Raw genomic sequence first — 25,364 nt, 5'->3', positions numbered from 1 at the left:
GCTCCTTAGTTCATGGGCCAATTGCGGCGCACCTATATTCTCAGCCTGAAAGAACCCTGTCAACGCGAGTAACCCAGATTTTACTTCGCCATCACGCCTGAATCTGCGTTACGGGGAGCGTGGAGTCAGCGCTGAAGCCCAAAGTTGAGGGCTCTTTGCCTGCCATAATTAATTGGGCGCCCAGTGCTGCAATCATCGCCCCATTATCGGTACACAGCGACAACGGAGGAATCCGCAGCTCGATCCCCGCCTCCGCACACCGCGCGGCGGCTAGCTCACGAACGCGGTAATTCGCCACGACACCACCCCCGAGTAACAGGCGCGGCACCTCGCGATCAACGCAGGCCGCGACAGCCTTGGTGAGGAGTACATCAACGACGGCCTCGCGGAAACTTGCTGCGACATCCGCAATCGAAAAGTCGGTGCCTGCGTCCTGCTCGCGCTCAACCCAACGAGCGACCGAGGTTTTGAGACCCGAGAACGAGAAGTCGTAACGGTGACGATCAACATCTTTGGTATGGGTGAGTCCGCGCGGAAAACGGATCGCCTTTGGATTGCCGCCGATAGCAACTCGATCGATCTGGGGTCCACCGGGATAGGGCAATCCGAGCAAGCGCGCGACCTTGTCGAATGCCTCGCCCGCAGCGTCATCAATCGTCTCGCCGAGGAGCTCAACATCAGAAACGAGATCCCGCACCAGCAGCAGAGAGGTGTGACCACCAGATACCAGCAGAGCAATCGTCGGAAGCTCAATCTCAGTTCCATCATCGCGCAAGACATCGGCGCCGACGTGACCAACCAAGTGATTCACCGCATACAAGGGCTTGCCCGTGGCTACCGAAAGCGCCTTGGCAGCCGCAACTCCAACCATGAGAGCGCCTGCAAGCCCCGGGCCGCTCGTGACCGCGATCGCGTCCAGCTCGGACAGTTCAACGCCGGCTTCGGCGAGCGCCTGCTCGAGCGCTGGTTGCATCGCCTCGAGGTGCGCGCGAGCCGCAACTTCGGGAACCACGCCCCCGTAGCGAGCGTGCTCATCCATCGACGACGAGATCACATTGGCCAACAATTGATTGCCGCGCACGATACCGATTCCGGTCTCGTCACAGCTCGTCTCGATGCCAAGCACGAGTGGATTTGTGGTGTTGGCGGGAAGCTGACCCGAGAGAGCAGAGCTTGCTACCGCTGAAGCTGGATTCGGAGCCGGATTCGACATCAGGCACCCACCGCGGGAGAAAGTTTGGGCTCAGGAATAGTGAGTCGCATCACGATGGCATCAACCCCATCCGGTTGGTAATAGTTCGGTCGCACCGCAATGCGCTCGAAGCCGAGCGAGTCATACAGTCGCTGCGCAGAGGGATTATCGTCGCGCACCTCAAGAAAGAGCTCGCTCGCCCCGCGATCGCGCGCTTCCACCATCAGCGCGTGCATCAGCGCACGACCGATTCCCTGACGCCGCGCATCCGGAGAAACAGCAATCGTCTGAATGTCAGCCTGTGGCGACCGGAACGGCGAACGCAATCCCGCATAGGCCGTGACCACCGCGGGCTCCCCCACGGGATGCGCGATCACGTAGTACCCGTGGTTGTCGCGAATCTCCGCACGCATCATGTCACTCGACCAGGCATCGTTCGCGAACTCGCTGGTCTCAATCGCCATGATGGCGTCGAGGTCGTTCTCGGTCGCGCGGCGCAATTGCCAGCTCATGCGGTTACTCGTTTCGGTCCGGCGGAGAGTGTGACGTCTGGCGAACGCAAGTAGAGCGCCTCTTCGCCGGCAAAAGGACGGTGGTGTTCGCGCAGCAGGAATGCGAGCCGTGCCAAGTTCGAGGCGTGCACGGGTTGCGAATCCCTCAGTTGAAAGTGTTCGAAACTCGGGACGCTAGCGGCGAGCTCGGCGGCGGGAGCGAGCGCCGGGCCAGCAACGCGCACGGGCAACCCCGCGGCATCCGATCCCTCGTACGTTGACCAGTACAGTTCCTTGCGACGGGCATCGGTGGCCACGACGATCGGTTCAGTTTCCCCAAGCGCTAGTGCGTCATGCGTCACGACAGGCAGCAACGGAAGGCCAGCGCCAAAGGCAAAAGCTCGAGCCGCCACAATACCAACGCGCAGGCCCGTAAAGGGCCCGGGGCCCATTCCCGCCACGACACCGGTCAGGTCGGTTACAGCGCACTCAGCGTCGGTCAGGCAGCCGCGGATGAAGTCGCCAATGACTTCGGCGTGCTTGCGAGTATCCAAAGAATTGTGTTCCGCTCTCACCACGCCCTGAGCGTCGACGATCGCAACGCTCGTGCCCGCCGAGGTATCAATCGCTAACAGCATTGAGCCACTCCATGTCTGCCCATCTCGGGCCACTTCCCGTGACGGTGACGGTGCGCGGCTCGATCGCCTCGTCAGCAAAATCGTCGGCGTGATCGCTGGAGGCGTCGACGCCGTCTGAATCGGGGTCCTCATCTGCCGCCCCGGCGCCCACCGGGCGCACGATGTCGACGGTGAGCCAGCTTTCGCTCACGCCATCGAGCAAGCCAGCGCCCCATTCGACGACCACAATGGATGACTCAAAGTCGATGTCGAGGTCGTCGAGCTCTACGGCACTACCAAGACGGTATGCGTCGACGTGCACGAGCGGTGGCGCCTCCGCCTGCGAAACTTCTGCTCCCGAATCGTCGAGTCTCGGATGCGTGCGCGCCAGCACAAAAGTGGGGCTCGTGACCGTGCCGCGGATGCCGAGAGTCTCCCCGATCGCGCGCGTCAGCGTGGTCTTTCCGGCACCGAGCTCGCCATTGAGCATCACCAGATCGCCCGCCACAAGTTGCGCGGCGATGACGGCACCCAGCTCGGCCATGCGGTCGGGAGAAGCGATTGTCAGTGTGGTCACGACTCATACCTGCGGGTTACACGGGAACCGATGCGGGTCACGATTTCGTAGTTGATAGTGTCAGCGGCTGCCGCCCAGTCATCCGCCGTCGGCACCGATTGTGCTGGGTCGCCGAAAAGGACTGCCCGATCGCCGACTGCGACGTTCGCGTTGCCCATGTCGACAACAATTTGATCCATCGCGACACGACCCGCAACTCGACCGACGACGCCATTGATGGAAACCGGTCCGCGATTGGAGGCATGACGGGGAACCCCATCGCCGTAGCCGAGCGGCACGAGCGCGAGCGTGGTGTCTTGCTCGCACCGGTAGGAGTAGCCATAGGAAACCCCAGAACCGGCAGTAACGCGCTTCACCGACACGACAGGAGCGCTGAGGGTCATGGCGGGTACGAGACCGAGTGCCGCAGCATCCACATCGGCGGCGGGTGACAGCCCATAACTGCTGATGCCGACACGAACGAGATCAAAACGAGCAGAAGGATGTTTGATCGCGCCCTCTGACGCTGCTAGGTGGCGCAGTTCGGGGCGGAGCCCTACAGACTCGGCCATGGCGACCGCGGCCGAGAACTGCTCAATCTGGTCAGCGTCGTGCTCGGCACCCGCGTTGGCGAGGTGACTCCACAGACCCCGCACGCGAACGCGACCCGCGAGCTCGTGAACAACCGCCGCTTCGAAGAACTGGTGCCACTCTTCGAGGAAGGCGCCATTGCGATGCAAGCCTGTATCGACTTTCAAATGCACGAACGCAGTATCGGATGTCGCGGCAACCTCATGCAGCTGCTCGGTGCTGCTCACGCCGAGGTCGATATTCGCGCGAACCGCTTCGCCAAACGCTGCCCCCGGCTGGTGTAACCACGCCAGCAGCGGAGCGTCGATTCCGGCGCCGCGCACGGCAAAGGCCTCGGTCAGATCAGCAACGCCGAGCCAGTCGGCGCCTCCCGCGAGAGCCGCGCGGGCACTCTCAATAGCACCGTGGCCGTAGCCATTGGCTTTGACGACAGCCATCACCTGCACCGGCGCAACGAGCGCCCGCAGGGTCGCAACGTTGTGGGTGATGGCCGCCGTGTTGATAGTGGCGAGTCGAAGATCAGCCATGGTGTGCCTCCGCGATGACATAGGCGATCGCGATTCCGGCGTCGTGACTCATCGACAGGTGCACCGAGGTGATTCCGCGACGTTCGGCAATGGCTTTGGTCGAATTGTGGAGCTCGAGCGAAGGATTGCCGAGCTGGTCAGAAACCACCCGCATGTCGTGCCAAGTGACTCCCGCCGAATCGCCGAGGGCTTTGATGAGTGCTTCTTTCGCCGCAAAACGCCCTGCTAGCGAGCGCAGGGGTCGCGGTTTACCGTCTTTGAGTTGTTCGCCCTCAGAGAACAGACGCGATGTGAGGGTCGGTGTGCGCTGCAACGCTCGCTCGAAGCGGGCGACATCAACGACATCCACACCGATCCCCACAATCACGGTGAAACCTATTCGACGGTGACAGACTTCGCGAGGTTGCGAGGCTGATCGACGTCGAGTCCCTTCGCAGCAGAAAGCTCCATGCCGAAGATGTGCAACGGAATGACAGCAAGCAGCGGCTCAAAGAACGAGCCAGCCAACGGAATCGGAATAACCTCATCGGCGAACGGCAGCACTGCGGCATCGCCCTTCTCGGCGATCGCAATAACCCGGGCGCCTCGAGCACGGATCTCCTGAATGTTGGAGACAACCTTCTTGTGCAAAGAGTTCGGGTCGCGGGGGCTCGGAACGATCACGAAGACAACCTGACCAGGCTCAATGAGCGCGATCGGGCCGTGCTTCAACTCGCCAGCAGCAAAACCCTCCGCGTGAATGTACGCGAGTTCCTTGAGCTTGAGCGCGCCTTCAAGGGCGATCGGGTAGCCAACGTGGCGACCGAGGAAGAGCACTGACTGGGTGTCTGTCATCCAGTGAGCCAGCTGCTTGATCGACTGCGACGTGACCAAAACCTCGGAGATCTTGTCGGGAATCGCCTGCAACTCGGCGACATTCTCGCGAATCTCCTCATCGCTGAGCGTGCCGCGCACGCCCGCAATGTGCAGACCAATCAAGTACAGCGCCGTGGCCTGCGCGACGAAAGCCTTCGTGGATGCCACAGCAACCTCAGGACCAGCGTGCGTGTACACAACAGCGTGCGATTCACGCGGAATCGTTGCGCCGTGCGTGTTGCACACCGAGACGACCTTCGCGCCGGACTCCATCGCGAACTTGACCGCCATGAGCGTGTCCATCGTTTCGCCGGACTGGCTGATCGAGATCACAAGCGTGCGGTCAGTCAAAATTGGGTTGCGGTAGCGGAACTCGTGAGCGAGTTCAACATCGACAGGAACGCGCGCCCACGCCTCGATGGCGTACTTGCCGAGCATTCCCGCGTACGCCGCGGTTCCACACGCAATGATGACGATGCGGTCGATGTTCGCAATCACGTCATCACCGAGAGGCTCGAATTCAGTGAGCTTGACCAGCCCATCCTGAACGCGACCAAGAATGGTGTTAGCTACGGCATCCGGCTCTTCGCTGATTTCCTTCGCCATGAAGCTCGACCAGCCACCCTTTTCGGATGCTGAGGCGTCCCACGCGATGTCAAATTCCTCGACCTCAACCGGGTTGCCGTCGAAGTCGATGACATCTACAGAGTCGGGACGGATCGTAACGATCTGGTCTTGGCCAATCGCAACCGCGCGACGCGTGAACTCTACGAAAGCCGCAACGTCAGAGCCCAAGAAGTTCTCGCCGTCGCCCAAACCGATGACGAGCGGAGAGTTGCGGCGAGCGCCGACAACAACACGTGGCTGGTCCTGGTGTACGGCGAGGAGAGTAAAAGCGCCCTCAAGACGCGAAACGACGCTCTGCATCGCAGCGGTGAGGTCACCCGTCTTGTCGTACTCGCGCCCGATCAGAAGGGCTGCAACCTCAGTGTCGGTCTCGCTAATGAACGTTTCGCCCTCGAGGAGCAACTCGTTCTTCAACTCAGAGAAGTTCTCGATAATGCCGTTGTGGATCAGCGCGAGCTTAGAGTCGCGGCTCAAGTGCGGGTGAGCATTCACGTCGGTGGGGCCACCGTGGGTTGCCCAGCGGGTGTGGCCGATTCCGGTGGCGCCATTGCCCAAAGGGTCGGCTTCAAGATCATCCAAGAGCATCTGCAGCTTGCCTGCACGCTTGCGCGTTCCGAGCACTCCAGCCTCGTCGATAATCGCGACACCGGCGGAGTCGTAACCCCGGTATTCAAGACGCTTGAGACCGCCGAGGAGAACCTCAAGGCTTTTTTCGTTACCAACGTAACCGACGATTCCACACATGGAGACGAGTTTAGTTCCCCAAGCTGGGTATCCGTGCGCAGATAGGATGTTAGGGATGCATGAAAATGGCTCCGGACACGGTCACATCTCTCCCTTTCTTGAAATTGATCGGAGCGATTGGGCTGAACTTGCCCCGAAAATGAAAGTTCCCCTGACCCAGGCGGAGCTCATTGAGCTGCGCGGACTCGGCGACGAACTCGACCTCACCGAAGTTGCTGAGGTGTATCTCCCCCTCAGCCGCCTCCTTAACCTGTACGCAGAGAATGCCCAACAGCTGCACTCTGCGACCACCCAGTTTTTGGGAGCATCCACCGGACGAACGCCGTTTGTCATTGGTGTCGCTGGGTCTGTCGCCGTGGGAAAGTCCACGATCGCCCGGCTGCTCCGCGAGCTGCTCTCCCGTTGGGAAGGCACCCCGCGCGTCGAACTTCTCACCACCGACGGCTTTCTGCACCCCAACGCTGAGCTTGAACGCCGCGGCATCCTTGAACGCAAGGGGTTCCCCGAAAGTTACGACCGTCGGGCGCTGCTCCGCTTCGTCAGCAAAATCAAAGCCGGCGAACCCGTTGTGCGCGCACCGTTCTACTCCCACCTGGCCTACGACATCATCCCGGATGCAGCAGTGACCGTGCGCAAACCCGACGTACTCATCGTCGAAGGCCTCAACGTGCTGCAACCACCAAGCCCCGGCAATAGCCTCGCCGTCAGCGACCTCTTCGACTTCACCATCTACGTGGATGCGCGTACGAGCGACATTGCGCACTGGTACGAGGAACGCTTCCTGCGGCTCCAGCGCGGCGCGTTCAGCAATCCGCGATCCTACTTTCACCGCTTTGCCGATCTCAGCGAGAGCGCAGCCCGGGCACGCGCTCAAGAAGTGTGGAAGCGCACCAACGAACCCAACCTCATCCAGAATGTTCGCCCCACCCGACCACGGGCGTCACTCATTCTGCGCAAGGATGCGAACCATGCGGTGTCGAAGGTGCTGCTGCGCAAGACGTAGAGCATTGAGGCCTCGCCGGGCACACGAGGAACTGTCGAGCGCAGCCGATGCGGCGAGAAAACTCGTTAGTTGCCGAGTTCAGAAAGCACAACAGCGGCAAGGCGATCTGCCATCTGCTGAGCGACCTCATGGTGCTCGGCTTCGACCATGACACGAATCATGGGTTCAGTGCCGGATGCCCGCAAGAGCACTCGGCCGGTGTCGCCCAGTTCAGCTTCCACAGCAGCAACCGCGTCAGCGATGGCCGTGTTGGAACCGAGTGCGTGGTGGTCAACCCCGCGAACGTTCACAAGAACCTGCGGGTAGACCGTCATGACAGCAGCGAGTTGCGCCAGTGTTTTGCCGGTGCGAGCCATCTCGGCCACGAGGTGAAGTCCGGTGAGGATGCCGTCGCCCGTGGTCGCAAACTTGGTCATGATGACATGGCCCGATTGTTCTCCGCCGAGGGACAAACCGTGCTCGCCGAGTGCTTCGAGCACGTAGCGGTCACCGACCTTGGTTTCGAGCATCTTGATATTGTGCTCGGCCATGGCACGACGAAGTCCGAGGTTACTCATCACGGTCGCGACGAGCGTGCGGTCGTTCAGCACCCCACGTTCAGCCATCGAGACAGCCAGGATTGCCATAATCTGGTCGCCATCGACGATGTTGCCCTCTTTGTCCACAGCGAGGCAACGGTCAGCGTCGCCGTCGTGGGCGATGCCGACATCGGCACCGTGCGCGAGGACTGCGGAGGCAAGGTTGTCGAGATGCGTCGATCCAACGCCCTCATTGATGTTGATGCCGTCGGGGTCTGCACCGATCACGGTGACCTTGGCGCCGGCATCCGTGAAAACCTGGGGCGAGACCCCAGCGGCTGCACCGTGAGCACAGTCAAGAACGACGTGGATGCCGTCGAGCTGGTTCGGCAGCGTCGACAAGAGGTGCACGACGTAGCGGTCTTCAGCATCGGCGAAACGACGGATGCGACCAACCTCAATACCGGTGGGAGCGAGGCTCGGTGCGGCGAGGGCTGCTTCGATGCGGTCTTCAACCTCATCGGGAAGTTTGGTGCCGCCCTGACCAAAGAACTTAATTCCGTTGTCCGGGGCGGGATTGTGCGACGCGGAGATCATTACTCCGAGGTCGGCTTTGAAATCGGCAACGAGAAACGCAGCTGCCGGGGTGGGAATTACCCCGGCGTCGAAAACATCGACGCCCGAGCTCGCGAGCCCCGCGGATACTGCGGCGGATATGAATTCGCCGGATACGCGGGGGTCGCGTGCAACAACTGCGACGGGACGGCGGCCAGAAGCGCGCCGGCCATCAGCAACTCGACCCTGACCCAGTACGACTGCTGCCGACTGAGCCAGGCCGAGTGCAAGCTCGACAGTAAGATCACTGTTCGCTAAACCGCGAACACCATCTGTACCAAAAAGACGTGCCATGCGTTGCCGCTAGCAGGGAAAGCGGGTTAGCGCTTCGAGAACTGCGGAGCCTTACGAGCCTTCTTGAGTCCAGCCTTCTTACGCTCCTTGACGCGAGCGTCACGGGTAAGGAAGCCAGCCTTCTTGAGGATTGCACGGTTGTTCTCTTCGTCAATCTGGTTGAGCGAACGAGAGATACCGAGACGCAGTGCGCCGGCCTGACCCGAGGGGCCACCACCGGTGATGCGTGCGATTACGTCGTAACCGCCGAGCAGATCAAGAACCTTGAACGGGTCGTTGATGAGCTGCTGGTGAAGCTTGTTGGGGAAGTACTCGGCGAGCTCACGGCCGTTGACCGTAATGGTGCCCGAACCGGGAACGAGACGCACGCGGGCGATTGCCTGCTTGCGACGTCCGACGGCTGCGCCGGGAACGGTGAGAACGGGGCGAGGCGCGGTGGGCGCCTCAACTGCTGCCGACTCGGTCGTGTACGACTCGGGTGCACCCTCGGTGATTGAATCTTCGATCTTAGCCACTGTAATAAGTCCTTTTATCTTTGCTTAGTAAAGCGCGGGCGCTACTGAGCGACCTGGGTGAGGGTGTACGGAGTCGGCTGCTGAGCAGCGTGAGGGTGCTCAGTACCCGCGTAAACCTTCAGCTTGGACAGCTGAGCGCGACCGAGTGAATTCTTGGGGAGCATTCCACGGACGGCCTTTTCAACGGCGCGAGTGGGGTGCTTCTCCAGCATCTCGGAGTACGTGGTGGCCGTGAGCCCACCCGGGTAACCGGAGTGGCGGTAAGCCTTCTTCTTCGCGAGCTTGGAGCCGGTGAGGGCAACCTTCTCAGCGTTGATGATGATGACGAAGTCACCCATGTCCATGTGAGGAGCAAAGGTGGCCTTGTGCTTTCCACGAAGCAAGATGGCTGCGTGGCTGGCAAGACGGCCGAGAACGATGTCGGCGGCGTCGATGATGACCCATTCCCGCTTGACGTCTTCGGGCTTGGGCGAATATGTACGCGTCACAATAGTGCTGCTTTCATTGATCGAGTGAGGTGTTCGTGAATCCCGCTCCGATGGTTGTTTCAGAAGAAACAATGCCGGTTGGAGGGCTCATGATCGGATGTCGCACCCTATAGTGCAGACACCAAGGGTCAACACTAGCGGAACTGCGGCCCGGCGGCAAACGCCTCAGCGACTATTTGGTGGTGCCCGTGAGAGCAGCACGGCGCTCACGGAAGTCGGGGCGGTCGAAATAGTGGGCAGTCACTTCCGCACTCAAACTCGCGATTCCGCCGGCTTGCAACGCACCGAGACGAACCCGGGCGCTCTTGACCGCCATCAGGGAAATCGCCTCAGCCCCCTCCGCCGAGTCAGCGATCGCGACGATGCCGTGGTTTCCCAGCAGAATCAACGACGGCACTTCACCATACTGTTCGACGTGCTCACCGAGTCGTGTCAAAAACAGCTGGCCAAGTTCGATACCGGGCTGAGCATACGGAATGTAGAGACTACGCCCCAGGACCATGAGCTCGTCTGAGTAAACGGCATCGACGAACGAGGTTTCAGCGTGCACGCTCGCGAGCAACGAAACGACCGCGGTCGGGTGGGTGTGAGCCACGTACCGCGCCGGTGCATACGCGCGCACCGCCACGTGAATGAGGGTCTCAATGGAGGCCCGCACCCGCTGACCGTCGATCTCACCGGCATCCAGTTCGGCCGTCAATCGGTCTTGGCTGGCATTCGGATCACGCAGCACCTCGAGGAGAGGTTCGATTTCGACGCTGACAAAGTTTGCTGCCGTTGCGTTCTGCATCGAGGAACCCGACGTCTTGACGATAATCGTGCCATCAGCGATCAATTCGCTCGTGTTGCCTTCAGCGAGAATCACGAGGTCGCGCTCGGGTAGGCCGAGGCGGGTGGTGAGTCCGAGGAGATCGGCGCTAACGAGGTCGGGAGCAATTCGTGCGGTCATCTTTTCAGTCCTTATGTTGGGCGAATTCAGGGGTGAGACGAATTCAGGGAGAGTTGCGGTGTCAGCGAGGCGTGTAGCTGACGGGATGATGTGTGCGTCGCACGAGATCGCGAAGCGAGTCGAGACTGCCCGAGATGTGCCCCATCGCGCGCGCTTGAACAAGGACACTTCCGAGCGCTGTCGCCTCGACTGGGCCCGCGAGAACCAGGATTCCCGCGCGGTCAGCGGTGCGCTGACACAGCAAACGGTTGAGGGATCCGCCGCCAACGATGTGGATCGTCTTTACCGGGACGTCGCCGAGCAATCCAGCGCTGAGCACGGCATCCGCGAAAGCTTGAGCGAGAGATTCAATAATGCAGCGTGCCATCTCGGCGCGATTGCCCGGTGCGCGGATGCCGCGCTCCGTGCACCACTCAGTGATTCGTCGAGGCATATTGCCTGGCGCCAAGAATCGAGGATCGTTGACGTCAACTACGGGCATCGCGTCGGAGACGGCGGCGGCTGCCTCAATAAGTTCGGGCAAACTGATCGCTTCGCCGTCGCGTTCCCACTGGCGCACTGCTTCACTCAAAATCCACAACCCCATGACATTGCGCATGAGAAGAATGCGTCCATCGACGCCGACCTCGTTGGTGAATCCACCGGTACGGGTCGCCTCAGTAACAACGGGGCTCTCCAACTCGACACCAGCCAGTCCCCACGTGCCGCACGAAATAAACGCTGCCGTCTCCGGTTGCATCGGAATCGCCGTCACCGCCGACGCCGTATCGTGCGAGCCAACGGCGACCACTTCGATGGGTGACTCTGCGCGCACTTGGGCGACGACATCCGCGTCCAGCTCGCCAACGCGAGTACCCGGGATCACGAGCTCGGGCAACAGTTCGCGCCGCACTCCGGCGACGTCGAGCAGGCTGTCGCTCCACTGCCGAGTGTGCACATCGAGCAGTCCGGTCGTTGAGGCCATCGTGGTCTCGGCGATGCTGATCCCACTCAGCCAGTAGGTAAAGAGGTCGGGCATGAGGAGAACGGTGTCAGCTAGCTCGAGCCGATTTTCTGCCGCGTCGGCTGAAAGCTGGTAGATCGTGTTGATCGGCATGAACTGGATGCCGGTTGCCGCATATTGCTTAGCCTGCGGGCTCAGCGATTGCACGCGCTCGACCGCGGCGTCGGTTCGTTCATCGCGATAGTGCCGTGGATTGCCGAGAAGCTGTCCGTCGCGCAGCAGCCCGTAATCGACTCCCCACGTGTCGGTCGCGACAGACGACACCGTGGGCACTTCGCGGATCGCCGAAGTGAGCCCGTCGAGCGCGCCCTGCCACAGGGAGAGAACGTCCCAATGCAGGCAGCCGCGCACGCTCACCGCACGGTTAGTGAATCGCGCGTGCGTTGCCGTGCGCAACTGGTCAGGGCCGACCTCGCCCAGAATTACACGGCCGCTAGTCGCGCCAAAGTCGAGCGCAACAACGTGGCCCACCATTTAGTCCTACTTGCCTGTGCTTAGTCAGTCTCGCGAGCGAGCCACGAGATCAACTGGTTCCACATGGGAGCAAAGCCGTCCCATTCCAAGAACTCGGTCGGCAGCCAGTGCGGGCCCATGTCGCTTGCAAAAGCGGCAACGCGGCCGGCACCTTCGGCATCCACGACAAGAAGAGGGAACGCCCCGACAGTCGCCAGGGTCTGGGCACCGTCGCGGGCAACCAAGCGATGATGACCGAGCACTGCGGGCCACGAGGTCGGCAGGCCGGCGGTGGCAGAATGGTTGTCGAGGGACACGGCTTCGACACCCTGCGGAGTCTCTTCGCGGTCGTCGCCAATCTCCATTTCGACCGGCAGAACGCTCGCCAAGGCAGTGTTGCGGTAGTTCGCTTTCGCTTCGATGCCTTGGAAGCTGAGGTAGCCGCCAACCATCAAGAGCGATCCTCCGTCGCGCACCCACTGCGCCAACACTTCGAGGCGATGCGGAATCCGCTCGCCCTTGGCAAAGACGCCGTTGGGCAGCAAGAGCGTATTAGCCCCGATGTCGCTGAGCACGACAACGTCGTACTGGCTGAGCTCCTCAGCGGTGGTCGGGAATCGTTCGGCCGCAACGTGGTTGGGCTGGAACTCAACGCTGTTACCCGCTGACTTCAGAGCAGCGATGAAATCATCTGCCCCCTCGGCATATGCGGAAGTGACAAAGGAGTCAAAACCCTTCGTGTGGATCGACGTCGTCGACCATGACTCTCCTGCGAGCAATACCTTCGCCATGTGTCTCCCTCTGGCTATCGATCAGTTAGTAAGCGAGGCCGCGAGGCTCTGGCCCCATGGCCACGTTGCGCTCGTCGACGATCTCAAAACCGTTGTCTTTGTAGGCCTGGTAGTCGAAGTTTTCACACTCTTCGTAGCCGATCATGTGGTAGTCGCCGAAGCCTTCCCAGTTCTCGTAGCCGTCACCAAAGCTGTTATCAAGGAACGCATCCGCCATGGCCATTCCGAGGCGCGGGCCAATGTAGAACGCGCCCATCGCCATGAGGTTGCAGTTGTTCGCCGTGGCCGCACGCAACGCCGATGGCGCACTTTCACAGACGGCGGCGTGCACGTGAGGCACCTTGCTCGCAGCAACGTGGATGCCCATTCCGGTGCCACAGAACGCAAGAGCCTTTTCAAACTCGCCCTCGGCAAGCTTGGCTCCGAGCATGAACCCAGCTCGCTGGTACATCGGAGCGTCGTCGAGAGTGGGGGTCAGGTCAGTAACAGTCCAGTCGCGCGCCTCAAGGTGCCGCTTGACGGCCTCTTTGAGAGGGAATCCAGCAAAGTCAGCGCCTACAACAACGTGGCGGTCTTTAGTCAGTTTCATGATTTGTTTCCTTTCACACCGAACAGACGAGAGAGCCTGTTCTTTTTAGTCCATTGATTCACCACGATGACGAGCAGCAGCACTCCGCCCCAGATCAGCGGGCGGTAGAAGTTGCTGATATTCGGGAAGGTGTTGAGCAGCGATGAGAGAACCTGCAGCACAACGACCGCAAGGATCACTCCCGACAATCGACCTGATCCACCGTTCGGGTTCACTCCGCCCAGCACCACGATGAGCACTGCGAGCAGCGTGTACGTGGAGCCATAGTCAGCCTTCGCCGAGTTGTAGTTGGCCAGCATCACGAGACCGGCGGCCGCGGCGTAAATGCCCGAGGTCATATAGGTGCGGATGATGAGGTTGTCGGTCTTGAGCCCACTGAACTGCGCCGCTGTTTCGTTCGAGCCGAGCATGTAGAGCTTGGTGCCGAATGCGGTCTTGTACATGATCAGAGCGATCACGACAGTGGCGAGGATGAAGATGATGAGCGGCATCGGAATGATTCCGAAGACGCGCTGCGCCATGATCTCGCCGTACTGGGCGGGAAGGCCACTGGCGGGCTTTCCTCCCGTGATGATGACCGCGATACCCGTAAAGAGCTCAAAGGTTCCGAGCGTCACCAGAATCGCGGGGATCTTCACTTTGGCTATCAAGAACCCGTTGAAGGCGCCGGCTATCGCTCCCACAATGAGCGAGAACGCGATCGCCGCGACAACAGCGAGGTAGCCCTGGGGACTGTCGGAGCCGGTGGGTGCAATCGACATCATGAGGGTCGCGCTGCCGATTGCTGTCATATTGGCGACGCCGACCACAGAGAGGTCGATACCTCCAATAATCATGGTGAGCATCACCCCGAGAGCCATGAGGCCAAACTCGGGGAACTGCACAGCCATTGACTGCCACGTGGCAATTCCAAAGAAGTTCTTAGTCTTGACGAGCATGAAGAACGTCAAGAGCAGAACGAGAATCACGGCGAGGCGCGTGACGTGGGGGTCGCGAGTGAGACGATCCCGAAGAGGCGTAAGAGTCGTTAGAGCAGACATGGCCGTCCCTATCCTTGAACCAGCGCGGGTGCGCGTTTGCGTGATCGGGTGAGTTGCACGGCCGAAATACCTGTTCCGACGAGGATCAGGGTGCCGAGCGCGAAGCCCTGCCAGAAGGTGGGGATGCCGACCAAGATCATGCTGTTTTGCACGATCACAATCAACAGCGTGCCCAGCATCGTTCCGGTCAGGGTTCCGGTTCCTCCCGTAATGGAGGCACCACCGAGCACGACCGCGGCGATAACCATGAGCTCCATACCGAGCAGGTTCGTCGGATGCATTTGGTCCATCATGCTCGTGCGCACCAGTCCAGCGAGGCTGGCAATGATTCCCACAATGACGAAGAGCCAGAACTTGATCTTGCGCACTTTGAAACCTGCGCGAGCAGCAGCACTTTCGTCGCCGCCAATCGCGTAGAGGCCGCGGCCGAAGGTGGTGTACCTCATCACGACGAAGGCAACAGCAACGACAGCAACCAAGATGAGGAATGCAACCGGCATGTTCGAGGTGAGCCCTGACTCAGGGTTCGTCGCCACGAACAGTGTCGAGCGGCCGAAGTCGCTCATCCCCTGCGGCAGGTTCGGAATCTGAACCGACTTGAACACGCCCTGCATGACTCCGGAGAAGACGCTGGCGGTTCCGAGGGTGATGATGAGCACAGGCACCACAAACCTCGAGGTGAACAGTCCGTTGAACGCCCCGAGGATTGCCCCGACCACAATGACCATCAGGAACGGCAACCAAACTCCCCCGGTGTAGCCCGCATCCACGAGCACGCGGGTGGTGGCGTAGACGGAAAGCGACGCCAGCGCCGGAAATGAGACATCGATTCCGCCAGCGACCAGCACCATGAAGGCGCCAACCGCAAAGATGCCGGGAACGACCATCGCATTGGCGAGGTCGACCAGGTTGTTCGCGGAGAAGAATTGCCCGCTGCGCAACTGGATGACAATGCTCACGGCAATGATCACGAGCAAAAGGTAGAACTCGTTTGATTTAGTGAGCTTTCGCACTAACTTGGCCATCTCAGCCCTTCCCGTCAATAGTGCTCGGGTCTTTCGACATGAGCTCGGCGAGCTCGGATTCGGTCGTCCTGCGCGGGTCAATTTCTGCCACGATTCGTCCTGCGTTCATCGCCATGACCCGGTTGCAGTTCTGGATGACCTCAGGGATGTCATCGGAGATGATGATGACGCCGAGGCCTTCGCTGGCAAGCGTGCGCAAAATGCGATGGATGTCGTGCTTCGATCCGATATCGACACCGACCGTTGGGCCGTTGAGAATCAAAATCTTTGGATGAGTGGCGAGCCACTTCGCGAGCACGATGCGCTGCTGGTTTCCTCCGGAAAGAGTGTTCACCGGGTTAGCAGGGTTGGGCGTTGCGATCTTGAGCTCGTCGACCCAGCGCTGACCTTCGGCATCCGCCTTGCGCTGATCGAGTGCCCCGAACTTCGAGACGAACGAATCGATCTCGGAGATCACGATGTTTGAGTTAATGGAACGCTCGAGGAAGAGACCTTCGGTGAGGCGGTCTTCGGGAACGTAGCCAATACCGTGAGCGATCGCGGCGCGCACGCTGCCGACCTCGACAACTTCACCGTTGATCAGGATCTTGCCCGAATCGGCAGGCTTCGAACCGAAGAGCGAGAGCGCGAGTTCCGTTCGTCCGGAGCCAAGCAGCCCGGTGATTCCCAGGATTTCGCCCTTACGCAGTGTGAGGTCAACATCCGCAAACGCTCCATCGACGCCGAGTCCCCGCGTTTCCAAGATGGGCTCTTCGGAGACGTGTTCAGGAACGAAGTGGTCGTCGTCGAACTCGCGGCCGGTCATGTGGTGCGAGAACGTCGCGTGATCCAGTTCCTCCGGCAAGCACGTGATAACCGACTTACCGTTGCGGATGATCGTGAAGCGTTCACTGATCTCGAACACTTCGTCCAGCTTGTGGCTTACGAACAGCGTCGCGATTCCACGGGCCTTGAGATCGAGGATGATGGCAAAGAGCGCGTCAACCTCGCGCTTCGTCAGAGCCGTGGTTGGTTCATCCATAATGATGAGTTTTGCGTCGCTCATGAGCGCGCGGGAGATAGCGACGAGTTGCTTCTGTGCCACAGAAAGCTGGCCGACCTTCTCGTCGAGGTCGATCGTAAAGTTAATTTTGGCGATCGCCTCTTCAGCGACGGCCCGCATCCGCTTCCAACTCACGAAAGTGCGGTGGGCTGCGAGCTCGGCGTTGAGCGCCAAGTTCTCCATCACCGTGAGGTTCGGAAAAACGGAGAAGTCTTGATAAATGACCTGAACGCCGTTCGAGATCGCCTCGATGGGCGACAGCTTCGAAAACGTCTTGCCGTTCAGTTCGATGGTTCCGGTATCGGGGGCGTGTACACCAGACATGACCTTGATCAGCGTGGACTTGCCACTGCCATTCTCTCCAGCGAGACAGTGAATCTCTCCGGGAGCGATCTCCAAGGTGATGCCATCAAGCGCTTGAACGCCAGCGAAAGCCTTACCGATATCGCGTACCGCGATGACGTTATCTACCATCGTCCGGTCCTTTCCGCGCGTGAATAAATCTGGGGGTGCGACCAGGGCAGAACGAATGTTCGCTCTGCCCTGGTCGCGTAAACGGAACTGTTTAGAAGCCGAAGCTGTCTACGTTGTCCTTGTCGATAACAACCCAGCCGTTACCTTCGAGAACCTTGTCGCTACCTTCAGCGAAGGTCATGTTTTCGTAACCGGTGACTCCGAGGTTCACGCCGTCAGCGATGTCTTCGCCGTCGAGGATCTGCTCGGCGAGCGATGCCAGAGCGTAACCAGCGTCTGCCGGGTCCCAGAGGGTCAGCGTCTTGACGAGGCCCTTTTCGAGGATCGACTTGTTAGCGGCCGGCATGCCAGTTCCGCTCACGAAGACCTTGCCGGTGAGGCCGAGTTCTTCGATCGCACGAGCGACACCAGGAGCGTCAAACGACGAGGTTCCGACGATGCCGGTTACTTCGGGGTACTTCTTGAGGAGTTCCTTGGCTGCTTGGTAGGCAACCTCTCCGTCGTCCTGCGACTCAACGCGCGGCTCGGCAGCAAGCAGCGTCATGTTCGGGTAAGCCTCCATTTGACGGGCAACAGCACCGTCAGCCCACTCGTTGTGCGACGCGTTGGTTACGTGGCCAACCATCGTGGCGTAGGTGCCCTCTTCGCCCATAGCCTCGGCGAGGTTGTCCATGATGAATGCGCCGTACTGGGTGTTGTTGAAGGCTTCGATGTCGTACATCGTGTTTTCCTGGCTGGCACCTTCGTGGGTGACAACAACGATGCCGGCGTCCATGGCCTGCTTCAAGACGGTCTCAAGTGCTCCGGGGTCAACCGGTACGACGCCGATGGCGTCTACACCCTGAGCGATGAGGTCTTGGATGACCTGAACCTGCAGTGTGGCGTCCGTTTCAGCGGGGCCCTTTTGGTAAACATCGTTGCCGGAATCAGCCGCGAACTTGTTGACGCCCTCTTCCATGCGAACGAACCACGGGTTAGTCGAGTCCTTGGGGACGATAACGATTGTGTAGGCGTCTTCCCCGGATGCGGTAGATGTGTCGGCGTCAGCGGAACATCCAGCGAGGCCGAGTCCTACGACGGCCACGAGACCGATCGCGAGGCCTGCAAAGCGACGTTGCTTCATGTGTTTCTCCTTTTGGTGTGAGTGCAGTGTTGCGCGGACGCAGCGCCTAGAGCCTCAGCACTTTCGCGTCATTGCGCCCGGTCGAGAATTTTGAACCGGTTCATTTTTTAAAGCGGTTCAAACGTACACTGGACAAATACCGATATGCAACCGCTAGGCGGAGATGATCACAACGATGCGATTACGAGAAGCTCGACTGCACCCATACCCGGTGCACCCCGGCAATGCCCTTAGAGTGAGAAACCTGCAGCACCCGAACCATGCACAAGAAGTGAGCTATCCATGAGTACCCCCGACACTGCGACATCGAAGTCGCCCGCCGGGATCCGCGATGTCGCCGCACTGGCCCAGGTGTCGACAGGCACCGTGTCGAATACGATCAATCGCCCCGACACTGTTCACCCGCGCACCCGCGCCGCCGTTGAGAAAGCGATTGCCGAACTTGGCTTCGTGCCCAACCAGCAAGCCCGCGTGCTCACGGGAGCCTCGAGCAACGTCATCGGGCTTGTTGTTCTGGATATCGAAAGCCCCTTCTATATGGAAGCCGCGCACGTCATCGAGCGCACCGTCCGCGAATCGGGCCACGTGGTGATGCTCTGTAACTCCGAAGGCGACACGACCCGCGAGTCTGGACTTCTCGCAATGTTGGCCGCCCAGCGAGTCCGCGGCGTACTACTGGCACCCGCGAGCCTCGACGAAGACTCCGACCCCTACAAAGACCTCCCGGGCGATCTGCCCGTTGTGTTGATCGACTACAACGGCGGTCCAGAACACTGCTCCATTTCCGTCGACAACGTCGCAGGAGGGCGCCTCGCAATCGAACACCTGCTGCAGCTAGGCCACACCCGCATCGCTGTCGTCGGAGGACCAACCGGGCTCCGTCAGTTCGCCGATCGCGCCCAAGGCGCACGCGAAGCGATCATTGCAGCCGGCATGGATCCAGAAGTGTCTTTGATCGAAGTCAGTACGTCAGGGATCGGCATCCAAGATGGTCGACGAGCCGCGGAACTGCTTCTCGAGGGAGACTCCCCCGACGCCGTATTTTGCGGAAACGACATGCTCGCCTTCGGCGTCTACCGCGGACTTATCGACGCGGGACTCAGCGTGCCAGAGGACGTTGCGCTCGTCGGGTACGACGACATTGACTTCGCTCGCGATTGGGTTGTGCCGCTCACGTCAGTGCGCCAGCCCATTGACGAGCTCGGCACGCGCGCCGCACGATTGCTCATTGAGCACTCAGCGCGAGAAGATTCCCACACCCACCGTCAAGAAGTGCTCCCGCCCGAGCTTGTCGTACGACGTTCCACCGACCTTCGGGCACCCGCGCAGCACTGACGCGGTCGGTAACAACGGCGGCAGCGCAGCGCGCCGCAGCGGTGACTAGTCGATCAACTCGCGACGTGATCGCGTGAGTTCTGCGCGCGCGTGCAGTTCTTCATCTGGCGGATACCCGACCTCAACAAGCGTGAGTCCTTTAGCCGGCATGACCTTGTATTCGCTGCCCTTCGAACGTTCATCACGGATGTCGGCGGGGCGCGAAGCATCGATCTTGCCCTGTCCCACAAAGACTCCGGCTCCCACGAGCGACCGCACCATGCTGTGGCAAAACGCATCGGCGCGCACTTCGGCGAGGATGATGCCCTCATCGGTGCGGGTAAAGCTGAATCGCTCAAGGCTGCGCACCGTCGTGGCACCTTCGCGGGGCTTGCAATAGGCAGCCCAATCATGGAGCCCGAGAAGCTCTTTCGCCGCCACGTTCATCGCGTCCACGTCGAGAGTGGCCGGGTACCAGAGTGTGTGATTGCGTTGACGCGGGTCACGCGGTGACTCGTTGTCGGCGATGCGGTACTCGTAGCGTCGCCAGAGGGGCGAGAACCGGGCATCGAACCCGTCCGCTGCGATCACTGACTGGGTCACGAAAATGTCGGACTCAAGGCCCGTGATGCCATTGATCCGTCGTGCCAGCGAGGCCGGTCCGTCATATCGCCGGCCGCCCATGTTGCCGCGACGCGGGCGGTCGAGGCTGCGCAGCTGAGTCTCTGTGAGGTCAAGGTGAGCCACTTGGCCTGTCGCGTGAACGCCGGCATCCGTGCGTCCGGCAACGACCAGTTGCGGTGTAACCCCAAACCGCCGAAAGATGACGGCCAGGGCGTCTTCAATGGTGCCCTGCACGGTGCGCAGCACAGGCTGCTTGCCCCACCCAAAGAAGTTCGTACCGTCGTAGGCGATATCTAGCCGCAGGCGGGCAAAGGGCGCGGCATCCGACTCAAGCGCCGGGATGGCGGGTGCCGTTTCAGTCATAGTCCAACCCTATTTCACGAAGAAAACCCCGGCCCGCACGAAGCGGAGCCGGGGTTTTCTCGAACGAAGAAAGTTACTTCTCTTCTGCAGTCTCTGCAGCAGCGTCCTCGACGGCGACGTCTTCGGTTGCTACTTCTTCAACGGGAGCCTCCTGGGCGGCGGGCTCTTCTGCAGCAGCCTTGGGCTCAGCCTTAGCGGCAGCCTTCGGGGCCTTCTTCTTGGGCGTTACGGGCTCAAGAACGAGTTCCATCTGAACCATCGAAGCGTTGTCTCCCTTGCGGAAACCAAGCTTCGTGATGCGAGTGTAACCACCATCGCGGTTCTCAACCTGCGGTGCGATGACCGTGAAGAGTTCGTGGATGACAGTCTTGTCGCCAATGATTCCGAGCGCGCGGCGACGGTTGTGCAAGTCACCCTTCTTCGCGAACGTGATCAGGCGCTCAGCAACGGGACGCAGACGCTTCGCGCGCATTTCCGTTGTCTTGATGCTCTTGTGCGTGAACAGGGCTGCGGCCAAGTTGGCAAGCATGTGGCGCTCGTGCGCCGGTCCACCGCCGAGACGCGGGCCCTTAGTAGGTGTAGGCATTTTCTAATTCTCCAGTGTCAAAGTTTCGAGCCAGTGGCTCAAGCGTTGGTCTCGTCGTCGGCGTATCCGCCGTAGAAGTGTGCTCCGTCGAATCCGGGAACGCTGTCTTTCAACGACAGTCCCATCTCGACGAGCTTGTCGCGCACTTCATCAACCGACTTCTGACCGAAGTTACGGATGTTCATGAGCTGGGTCTCCGAAAGAGCAACCAGTTCACTTACGGTGTTGATGCCTTCGCGCTTGAGGCAGTTGTAGCTACGCACCGAAAGATCAAGATCTTCGATCGGCATGCTGAGTTCGGTCGAAAGCACGGCGTCAACCGGTGCAGGACCAATCTCAATACCCTCTGCGGCCGTGTTGAGCTCGCGAGCGAGTCCAAACAGTTCGGTCAGCGTGCGACCGGCCGAAGCCACTGCATCGCGAGGGGTGATTGCCGACTTGGTTTCAACATCTACAACCAGACGGTCAAAGTCAGTGCGCTCACCGGCACGAGTTGCCTCGACGCGGTAGGTGACCTTGAGAACGGGCGAGTAGATCGAGTCGACCGGAATTTGGCCGGCTTCGCTGAACTCGCTGCGGTTCTGAGTTGCGGTGACATAGCCACGGCCACGCTCGATCGTCAGCTCAAGTTCAAACTTGGCCTTGTCGTTGAGCGTTGCGATGACGAGTTCCGGGTTGTGAATCTCTACACCGGCAGGTGCTGAGATGTCCGCTGCGGTAACTTCACCAGCACCCTGCTTGCGCAGGTAAGCGGTGATCGGCTCGTCGTGCTCACTGGAGACTACGAGGTTCTTGATGTTGAGGATGACCTCAGTGACGTCTTCTTTGACACCGGCGACGGTGCTGAATTCGTGAAGAACTCCATCGATACGGATGCTGGTGACAGCTGCTCCGGGGATCGACGAAAGAAGGGTGCGACGGAGTGAGTTTCCGAGGGTATAACCGAAACCAGGTTCGAGCGGCTCGATAACGAACCGTGAACGGAATTCGGAAATGTTCTCCTCAGCAAGGGTGGGACGCTGTGCAATCAGCACTGGTAATTCCTTTCGGCGAAGTGTCCGCTATATGACACTTGTGGGCGACGGGTGGCTGGCCCGACGTTGTATTGAGTTGTGCGCTGGAACTGTGAGCGAGGGCCACATGGGCCCTCGCCACGACGCCAGCACTAACGAGTTGCCCCGCTAGTACGGCGTGAAACTAAACGCGACGACGCTTGGGCGGACGGCAACCATTGTGCGTCTGCGGTGTTACGTCGTTGATCGAACCCACTTCGAGGCCAGCGGCCTGCAGCGAGCGAATCGCAGTTTCGCGACCCGAACCCGGTCCCTTGACGAAAACGTCAACCTTCTTGACACCGTGCTCCTGAGCCTGGCGTGCAGCCGACTCAGCAGACATCTGTGCGGCATAAGGGGTCGACTTACGCGAACCCTTGAAGCCAACGACACCTGACGACGACCAGGCAAGAACTGCGCCGGTGGGGTCAGTGATGGTCACGATGGTGTTGTTGAACGTTGACTTGATGTGAGCCTGGCCCACAGCAATGTTCTTCTTTTCTTTACGACGCGGCTTACGAGCGGCCGATTTTGGTGCTGCCATTGTTTTCTCCTAAAACGTTGATGGCGACGACACTGGGGTTGAACCCAGGGTCTATCGGGCCTTCTTCTTGCCGGCTACGGTGCGCTTCGGGCCCTTACGGGTACGAGCGTTGGTCTTCGTGCGCTGACCGTGAACGGGCAGTCCCTTGCGGTGACGGATACCCTGGTAGCTTCCGATTTCAACCTTGCGGCGGATGTCTGCTGCAACCTCACGGCGGAGGTCACCTTCTACCTGAAAGTTTCCTTCGATGTAGTCGCGCAGCGCGATGAGCTGGTCATCGGTGAGATCCTGAACACGGATCTCTCCGCTGATCTGAGTGTCGGCGAGGGTTTTGAGTGCCCTCGTGCGGCCAACACCGTAAATGTAAGTCAGTGCGACCTCTACACGCTTGTCGCGTGGGATGTCGACGCCTGCTAGACGTGCCATAGTGGCTTCTCCTGTTTGATGAGTAGAGGTCTGTAACAGCACCTGTGCACCGGCCTCCAACCGATGGTGTCCCTGTTACTTGTTTTCACAAGTCTCAGATCTGGTGTTGCTAGTTCTCGTATTTAGTTATGTGCGCTGCGGTGTGTGGCGATTGCTCGCCCCACCCCGTGCAACTGTGCGATCTGCTCGCGGAACCTTAGCCCTGGCGTTGCTTGTGACGCGGGTTCGACTTGCAGATAACCATGACGCGACCGTTGCGGCGAATTACGCGGCAGTTGTCGCAGATGGGCTTAACGCTGGGGTTAACCTTCATTATTTTTCCTTGTGAATCGCTGTCGTCGTTCCACTAGCCCGCAAGGGCAGCGTGGACGTTACTTTCCAGCGCGGTCTACTTGTAGCGGTAGGTGATGCGGCCGCGAGTCAGGTCATACGGGCTCAGCTCTACAACTACACGGTCCTCCGGAAGGATTCGAATGTAGTTCTGTCGCATTTTGCCGGAGATGTGCGCGAGCACAACGTGGCCGTTCGTCAACTCAACACGAAACATCGCGTTGGGCAGAGCCTCGACTACTGCTCCTTCGATCTCAATGACACCGTCTTTTTTGGCCATAGCCTCTTCGTCGCTATAAGTGGGGTTCGCTGGTCTGCGTAGATTGTGGTGAGTGACTTTCGAGAAAGCCAAGGCGCGAAAAAAACGGCCTGAAACACCAAAGAGAAAGCCTACGCTAATCCCGGGCGTTTCACCAAGTTGGGGCTAAGATTGCGCGCTAACAGTTTCGACTGCAGCGGCATAGAGAGCATCGCCCTCGCGCAGTCCCATAACTTCGGTGACGAATTCGGGGGCGGTGAGCGACGACCGCAGCTCCATCATCCGCACACTTTCGGGGTCTTCAGCCACGGTGAACTGCATCGCGGCACCGACCGCACGCAGGATCGCGTGAGGAGTCGTTCCCGATGCTGCCAATTCGCTGGCAGGGCTGATAAAGCGTTCGTTGCGCGACAACTTGCGCAGCGGACTACGGCCAACGCGCTCCGGAGTGTCCGGCAGGTGAGGGTTGCTAAATCGACGAGTACACGTCGCGACATAGTCGGCGTGGTCAGCAGCATCAAAGCCGTGCTTGGCGACAAGCATGGCGCTGGTCTCCGCCAAGACGGCATCGACCTCCGCCGCAACCTCAGGGATCGCCATCGCGGCGGAAAGTGTCTCCGCCCCGCGAAGATAGCCGTGGTACGCCACGGTAGCGTGGCCAGTGTTGACGGTGAAGAGCTTGCGCTCGATGTAGGGCTCAAGATTGTCGACGAAATGCACGTCGGCAATGTCGGGAACGTTGTCCCCAAACGGTGCGCTCTCAATAGCCCACTCGAAAAAGTCTTCTACCGTGACGTCGAGTCCTGCAGCGGGATCCTGGGCTGGCACGATGCGGTCGACCGCAGTGTTAGCAAAAATAGCTTTCGCGGCGAGCGTTTCAGCATCGACAGCGACCGCAACTTCGGCGCGCAGATTGTTCGTGGCATAGAGCGCGTTCTCACACGCCAGCACCTGCAGAGGCGGCAGATCATCAGCGCGAGCCTTGATCGCCTGAGCGATCAAGGGAGCGACAAACTTGAGGATGTTGGGGCCGACAGCAGTCGTAACCATGTCGGCGGTGGCGATCTCTTCGATCACGCCAGCTTCATTGCTCGCACTGTTGAGTGCGCGGAAGTTGTCGACAGTCTCAGTGCGGGGTTCCGCGCCCACCTCGTGCACCTGGTAGCTGTCCGCTGCGGCGAGGCTGTCGATGAGCTCCGCTGCGACATCCGCAAATACGATCTCATAGCCAGCCTTGTGCAGGATCAGACCGACGAAGCCGCGCCCGATGTTGCCAGCTCCAAAATGTACGGCCTTCATGCGTTGTTCAATTCAGAGAGAAGACCGAGCAACTCGTCTTCGCTCGATGCGTCAATGAGCTTCTGCACTTCGTCATTGTCGCTAAAGATTGTGGCTACCGCAGCGAGGGTGTCCATGTGTCCGCCATCTTTGCCTGCAATGCCGACAACGAAGCGAACCTCGTTGCCATCCCAATCGATGGGATCCGCGTACCGCACGAACGAGAGCGCAGACGACAAGATCGTGTCCTTGCCCTCGTTCGTGCCGTGCGGAATGGCTAGGAAGTTACCCATGAACGTTGAAGTCAACTCTTCACGGGCCTTCATGAAACCAAGGTACTCGGGCGTTACCGCGCCAGCAGCAATCAGAATCTCCGCCGCCTCAGCGATGGCTTCTTCTTTGGTGCGAGCGGTGCCAGCCGCTTTGATCTGGTCTAGCTCGAGTACCTTGCTCATGATTTCTCCTG

Annotated in this window: 29 protein-coding genes; 2 read left to right on the top strand and 27 right to left on the bottom strand. The window is 60.0% G+C overall.

Going from position 1 to position 25,364, the window contains the following annotated elements; translation table 11 throughout:
• Positions 1 to 91: 91 nt before the first annotated feature.
• Genes tsaD through glmS form a run of 7 tightly spaced genes read right to left on the bottom strand, consistent with a single transcriptional unit; the run spans position 92 to position 6,200 of the window.
• The gene (gene tsaD, locus I6E60_RS03980; RefSeq protein ID WP_231601118.1) at positions 92 to 1,213 is read right to left on the bottom strand and encodes a tRNA (adenosine(37)-N6)-threonylcarbamoyltransferase complex transferase subunit TsaD; all 1,122 of its coding nucleotides are present in this window, start codon (positions 1,211 to 1,213) and stop codon (positions 92 to 94) included.
• A complete protein-coding gene (gene rimI, locus I6E60_RS03975) occupies positions 1,213 to 1,704 on the bottom strand; it encodes a ribosomal protein S18-alanine N-acetyltransferase (RefSeq protein ID WP_197123164.1) in 492 nt (163 codons plus the stop codon). The genes tsaD and rimI overlap by 1 nt, the downstream gene beginning before the upstream one ends.
• Positions 1,701 to 2,321, bottom strand: a complete 621-nt coding sequence (gene tsaB / locus I6E60_RS03970; protein ID WP_197178981.1) for a tRNA (adenosine(37)-N6)-threonylcarbamoyltransferase complex dimerization subunit type 1 TsaB — start codon at positions 2,319 to 2,321, stop codon at positions 1,701 to 1,703. Before tsaB ends, rimI begins: the two co-directional genes overlap by 4 nt.
• The gene (gene tsaE / locus I6E60_RS03965; RefSeq protein WP_307784372.1) at positions 2,305 to 2,877 is read right to left on the bottom strand and encodes a tRNA (adenosine(37)-N6)-threonylcarbamoyltransferase complex ATPase subunit type 1 TsaE; all 573 of its coding nucleotides are present in this window, start codon (positions 2,875 to 2,877) and stop codon (positions 2,305 to 2,307) included. The genes tsaB and tsaE overlap by 17 nt, the downstream gene beginning before the upstream one ends.
• Positions 2,874 to 3,974 (bottom strand): alanine racemase, encoded by a 1,101-nt coding sequence (gene alr, locus I6E60_RS03960; RefSeq protein WP_197123160.1) that lies wholly within the window; start codon positions 3,972 to 3,974, stop codon positions 2,874 to 2,876. The genes tsaE and alr overlap by 4 nt, the downstream gene beginning before the upstream one ends.
• On the bottom strand, positions 3,967 to 4,341 hold the full coding sequence (locus I6E60_RS03955; RefSeq protein WP_197178980.1) for a holo-ACP synthase: 375 nt from the start codon (positions 4,339 to 4,341) through the stop codon (positions 3,967 to 3,969). The genes alr and I6E60_RS03955 overlap by 8 nt, the downstream gene beginning before the upstream one ends.
• Positions 4,342 to 4,349: 8 nt before the next feature.
• Entirely contained in the window at positions 4,350 to 6,200 is a 1,851-nt protein-coding gene (glmS, locus tag I6E60_RS03950; protein WP_197123156.1) for a glutamine--fructose-6-phosphate transaminase (isomerizing), read from the bottom strand.
• A 55-nt stretch (positions 6,201 to 6,255) separates the two neighbouring features.
• On the opposite strand from glmS, the gene coaA reads away from it, so the two are divergent.
• Positions 6,256 to 7,203 carry a type I pantothenate kinase gene (coaA, locus tag I6E60_RS03945; RefSeq protein WP_231601775.1) on the top strand — a complete coding sequence of 316 codons (948 nt, stop codon included), beginning with the start codon at positions 6,256 to 6,258 and terminating at the stop codon, positions 7,201 to 7,203.
• A gap of 65 nt (positions 7,204 to 7,268) precedes the next feature.
• Here coaA and glmM read toward each other — a convergent pair whose 3' ends face one another.
• The 11 genes from glmM to I6E60_RS03890 form a co-directional block, all read right to left on the bottom strand.
• Positions 7,269 to 8,630, bottom strand: a complete 1,362-nt coding sequence (gene glmM, locus I6E60_RS03940) for a phosphoglucosamine mutase (RefSeq protein ID WP_197178978.1) — start codon at positions 8,628 to 8,630, stop codon at positions 7,269 to 7,271.
• Between the two features lie 26 nt (positions 8,631 to 8,656).
• A complete protein-coding gene (rpsI, locus tag I6E60_RS03935; protein WP_197123150.1) occupies positions 8,657 to 9,145 on the bottom strand; it encodes a 30S ribosomal protein S9 in 489 nt (162 codons plus the stop codon).
• Between the two features lie 41 nt (positions 9,146 to 9,186).
• Entirely contained in the window at positions 9,187 to 9,633 is a 447-nt protein-coding gene (gene rplM, locus I6E60_RS03930) for a 50S ribosomal protein L13 (RefSeq protein WP_010203785.1), read from the bottom strand.
• Between the two features lie 172 nt (positions 9,634 to 9,805).
• Entirely contained in the window at positions 9,806 to 10,582 is a 777-nt protein-coding gene (locus I6E60_RS03925) for a class II aldolase/adducin family protein (RefSeq protein ID WP_197178975.1), read from the bottom strand.
• Between the two features lie 61 nt (positions 10,583 to 10,643).
• Complete coding sequence (locus I6E60_RS03920; protein WP_197178973.1) at positions 10,644 to 12,059, bottom strand: rhamnulokinase family protein; 1,416 nt, start codon at positions 12,057 to 12,059, stop codon at positions 10,644 to 10,646.
• A 20-nt stretch (positions 12,060 to 12,079) separates the two neighbouring features.
• Complete coding sequence (locus tag I6E60_RS03915; RefSeq protein WP_197123144.1) at positions 12,080 to 12,829, bottom strand: glutamine amidotransferase; 750 nt, start codon at positions 12,827 to 12,829, stop codon at positions 12,080 to 12,082.
• Between the two features lie 25 nt (positions 12,830 to 12,854).
• On the bottom strand, positions 12,855 to 13,418 hold the full coding sequence (locus I6E60_RS03910) for an RpiB/LacA/LacB family sugar-phosphate isomerase (protein ID WP_197123142.1): 564 nt from the start codon (positions 13,416 to 13,418) through the stop codon (positions 12,855 to 12,857).
• Positions 13,415 to 14,458 carry an ABC transporter permease gene (locus I6E60_RS03905; protein WP_197123140.1) on the bottom strand — a complete coding sequence of 348 codons (1,044 nt, stop codon included), beginning with the start codon at positions 14,456 to 14,458 and terminating at the stop codon, positions 13,415 to 13,417. The genes I6E60_RS03910 and I6E60_RS03905 overlap by 4 nt, the downstream gene beginning before the upstream one ends.
• An 8-nt stretch (positions 14,459 to 14,466) precedes the next feature.
• The gene (locus tag I6E60_RS03900; RefSeq protein WP_197155504.1) at positions 14,467 to 15,483 is read right to left on the bottom strand and encodes an ABC transporter permease; all 1,017 of its coding nucleotides are present in this window, start codon (positions 15,481 to 15,483) and stop codon (positions 14,467 to 14,469) included.
• 1 nt (position 15,484) lies between these two features.
• Positions 15,485 to 16,999 (bottom strand): sugar ABC transporter ATP-binding protein, encoded by a 1,515-nt coding sequence (locus tag I6E60_RS03895; RefSeq protein WP_197178971.1) that lies wholly within the window; start codon positions 16,997 to 16,999, stop codon positions 15,485 to 15,487.
• A 91-nt stretch (positions 17,000 to 17,090) separates the two neighbouring features.
• On the bottom strand, positions 17,091 to 18,122 hold the full coding sequence (locus tag I6E60_RS03890) for an autoinducer 2 ABC transporter substrate-binding protein (RefSeq protein ID WP_197123135.1): 1,032 nt from the start codon (positions 18,120 to 18,122) through the stop codon (positions 17,091 to 17,093).
• Between the two features lie 282 nt (positions 18,123 to 18,404).
• On the opposite strand from I6E60_RS03890, the gene I6E60_RS03885 reads away from it, so the two are divergent.
• Positions 18,405 to 19,457 carry a LacI family DNA-binding transcriptional regulator gene (locus I6E60_RS03885; RefSeq protein ID WP_197123133.1) on the top strand — a complete coding sequence of 351 codons (1,053 nt, stop codon included), beginning with the start codon at positions 18,405 to 18,407 and terminating at the stop codon, positions 19,455 to 19,457.
• 45 nt (positions 19,458 to 19,502) lie between these two features.
• Here the strand turns inward: I6E60_RS03885 and I6E60_RS03880 are convergent, their stop codons facing one another.
• The 9 genes from I6E60_RS03880 to I6E60_RS03840 form a co-directional block, all read right to left on the bottom strand.
• Positions 19,503 to 20,423: a tRNA pseudouridine(38-40) synthase TruA gene (locus tag I6E60_RS03880; RefSeq protein ID WP_197106436.1), complete on the bottom strand. Its 921-nt coding sequence runs from the start codon at positions 20,421 to 20,423 to the stop codon at positions 19,503 to 19,505.
• Between the two features lie 73 nt (positions 20,424 to 20,496).
• Positions 20,497 to 21,009 carry a 50S ribosomal protein L17 gene (gene rplQ / locus I6E60_RS03875; protein WP_197123131.1) on the bottom strand — a complete coding sequence of 171 codons (513 nt, stop codon included), beginning with the start codon at positions 21,007 to 21,009 and terminating at the stop codon, positions 20,497 to 20,499.
• 38 nt (positions 21,010 to 21,047) lie between these two features.
• Positions 21,048 to 22,043 (bottom strand): DNA-directed RNA polymerase subunit alpha, encoded by a 996-nt coding sequence (locus I6E60_RS03870; RefSeq protein WP_129072180.1) that lies wholly within the window; start codon positions 22,041 to 22,043, stop codon positions 21,048 to 21,050.
• A 163-nt stretch (positions 22,044 to 22,206) separates the two neighbouring features.
• On the bottom strand, positions 22,207 to 22,605 hold the full coding sequence (rpsK, locus tag I6E60_RS03865) for a 30S ribosomal protein S11 (protein WP_197106438.1): 399 nt from the start codon (positions 22,603 to 22,605) through the stop codon (positions 22,207 to 22,209).
• 51 nt (positions 22,606 to 22,656) lie between these two features.
• Positions 22,657 to 23,031 carry a 30S ribosomal protein S13 gene (gene rpsM, locus I6E60_RS03860; RefSeq protein WP_197106439.1) on the bottom strand — a complete coding sequence of 125 codons (375 nt, stop codon included), beginning with the start codon at positions 23,029 to 23,031 and terminating at the stop codon, positions 22,657 to 22,659.
• 196 nt (positions 23,032 to 23,227) lie between these two features.
• Positions 23,228 to 23,344, bottom strand: a complete 117-nt coding sequence (gene rpmJ / locus I6E60_RS03855) for a 50S ribosomal protein L36 (protein ID WP_197106440.1) — start codon at positions 23,342 to 23,344, stop codon at positions 23,228 to 23,230.
• Between the two features lie 75 nt (positions 23,345 to 23,419).
• A complete protein-coding gene (gene infA / locus I6E60_RS03850; protein ID WP_010203795.1) occupies positions 23,420 to 23,641 on the bottom strand; it encodes a translation initiation factor IF-1 in 222 nt (73 codons plus the stop codon).
• A 144-nt stretch (positions 23,642 to 23,785) separates the two neighbouring features.
• On the bottom strand, positions 23,786 to 24,919 hold the full coding sequence (locus I6E60_RS03845) for a mannitol-1-phosphate 5-dehydrogenase (protein ID WP_197178969.1): 1,134 nt from the start codon (positions 24,917 to 24,919) through the stop codon (positions 23,786 to 23,788).
• Complete coding sequence (locus tag I6E60_RS03840; protein ID WP_197123127.1) at positions 24,916 to 25,353, bottom strand: PTS sugar transporter subunit IIA; 438 nt, start codon at positions 25,351 to 25,353, stop codon at positions 24,916 to 24,918. Before I6E60_RS03840 ends, I6E60_RS03845 begins: the two co-directional genes overlap by 4 nt.
• Positions 25,354 to 25,364: the final 11 nt, after the last annotated feature.

Origin of the sequence: Salinibacterium sp. SWN167 (genome assembly GCF_015864665.1) — a bacterium.
Classification (GTDB): Bacteria; Actinomycetota; Actinomycetes; order Actinomycetales; family Microbacteriaceae; genus Rhodoglobus.
The sequence above is the reverse complement of the archived record's forward strand: the minus strand, read 5'-3'. Positions and strand labels throughout refer to the sequence as shown.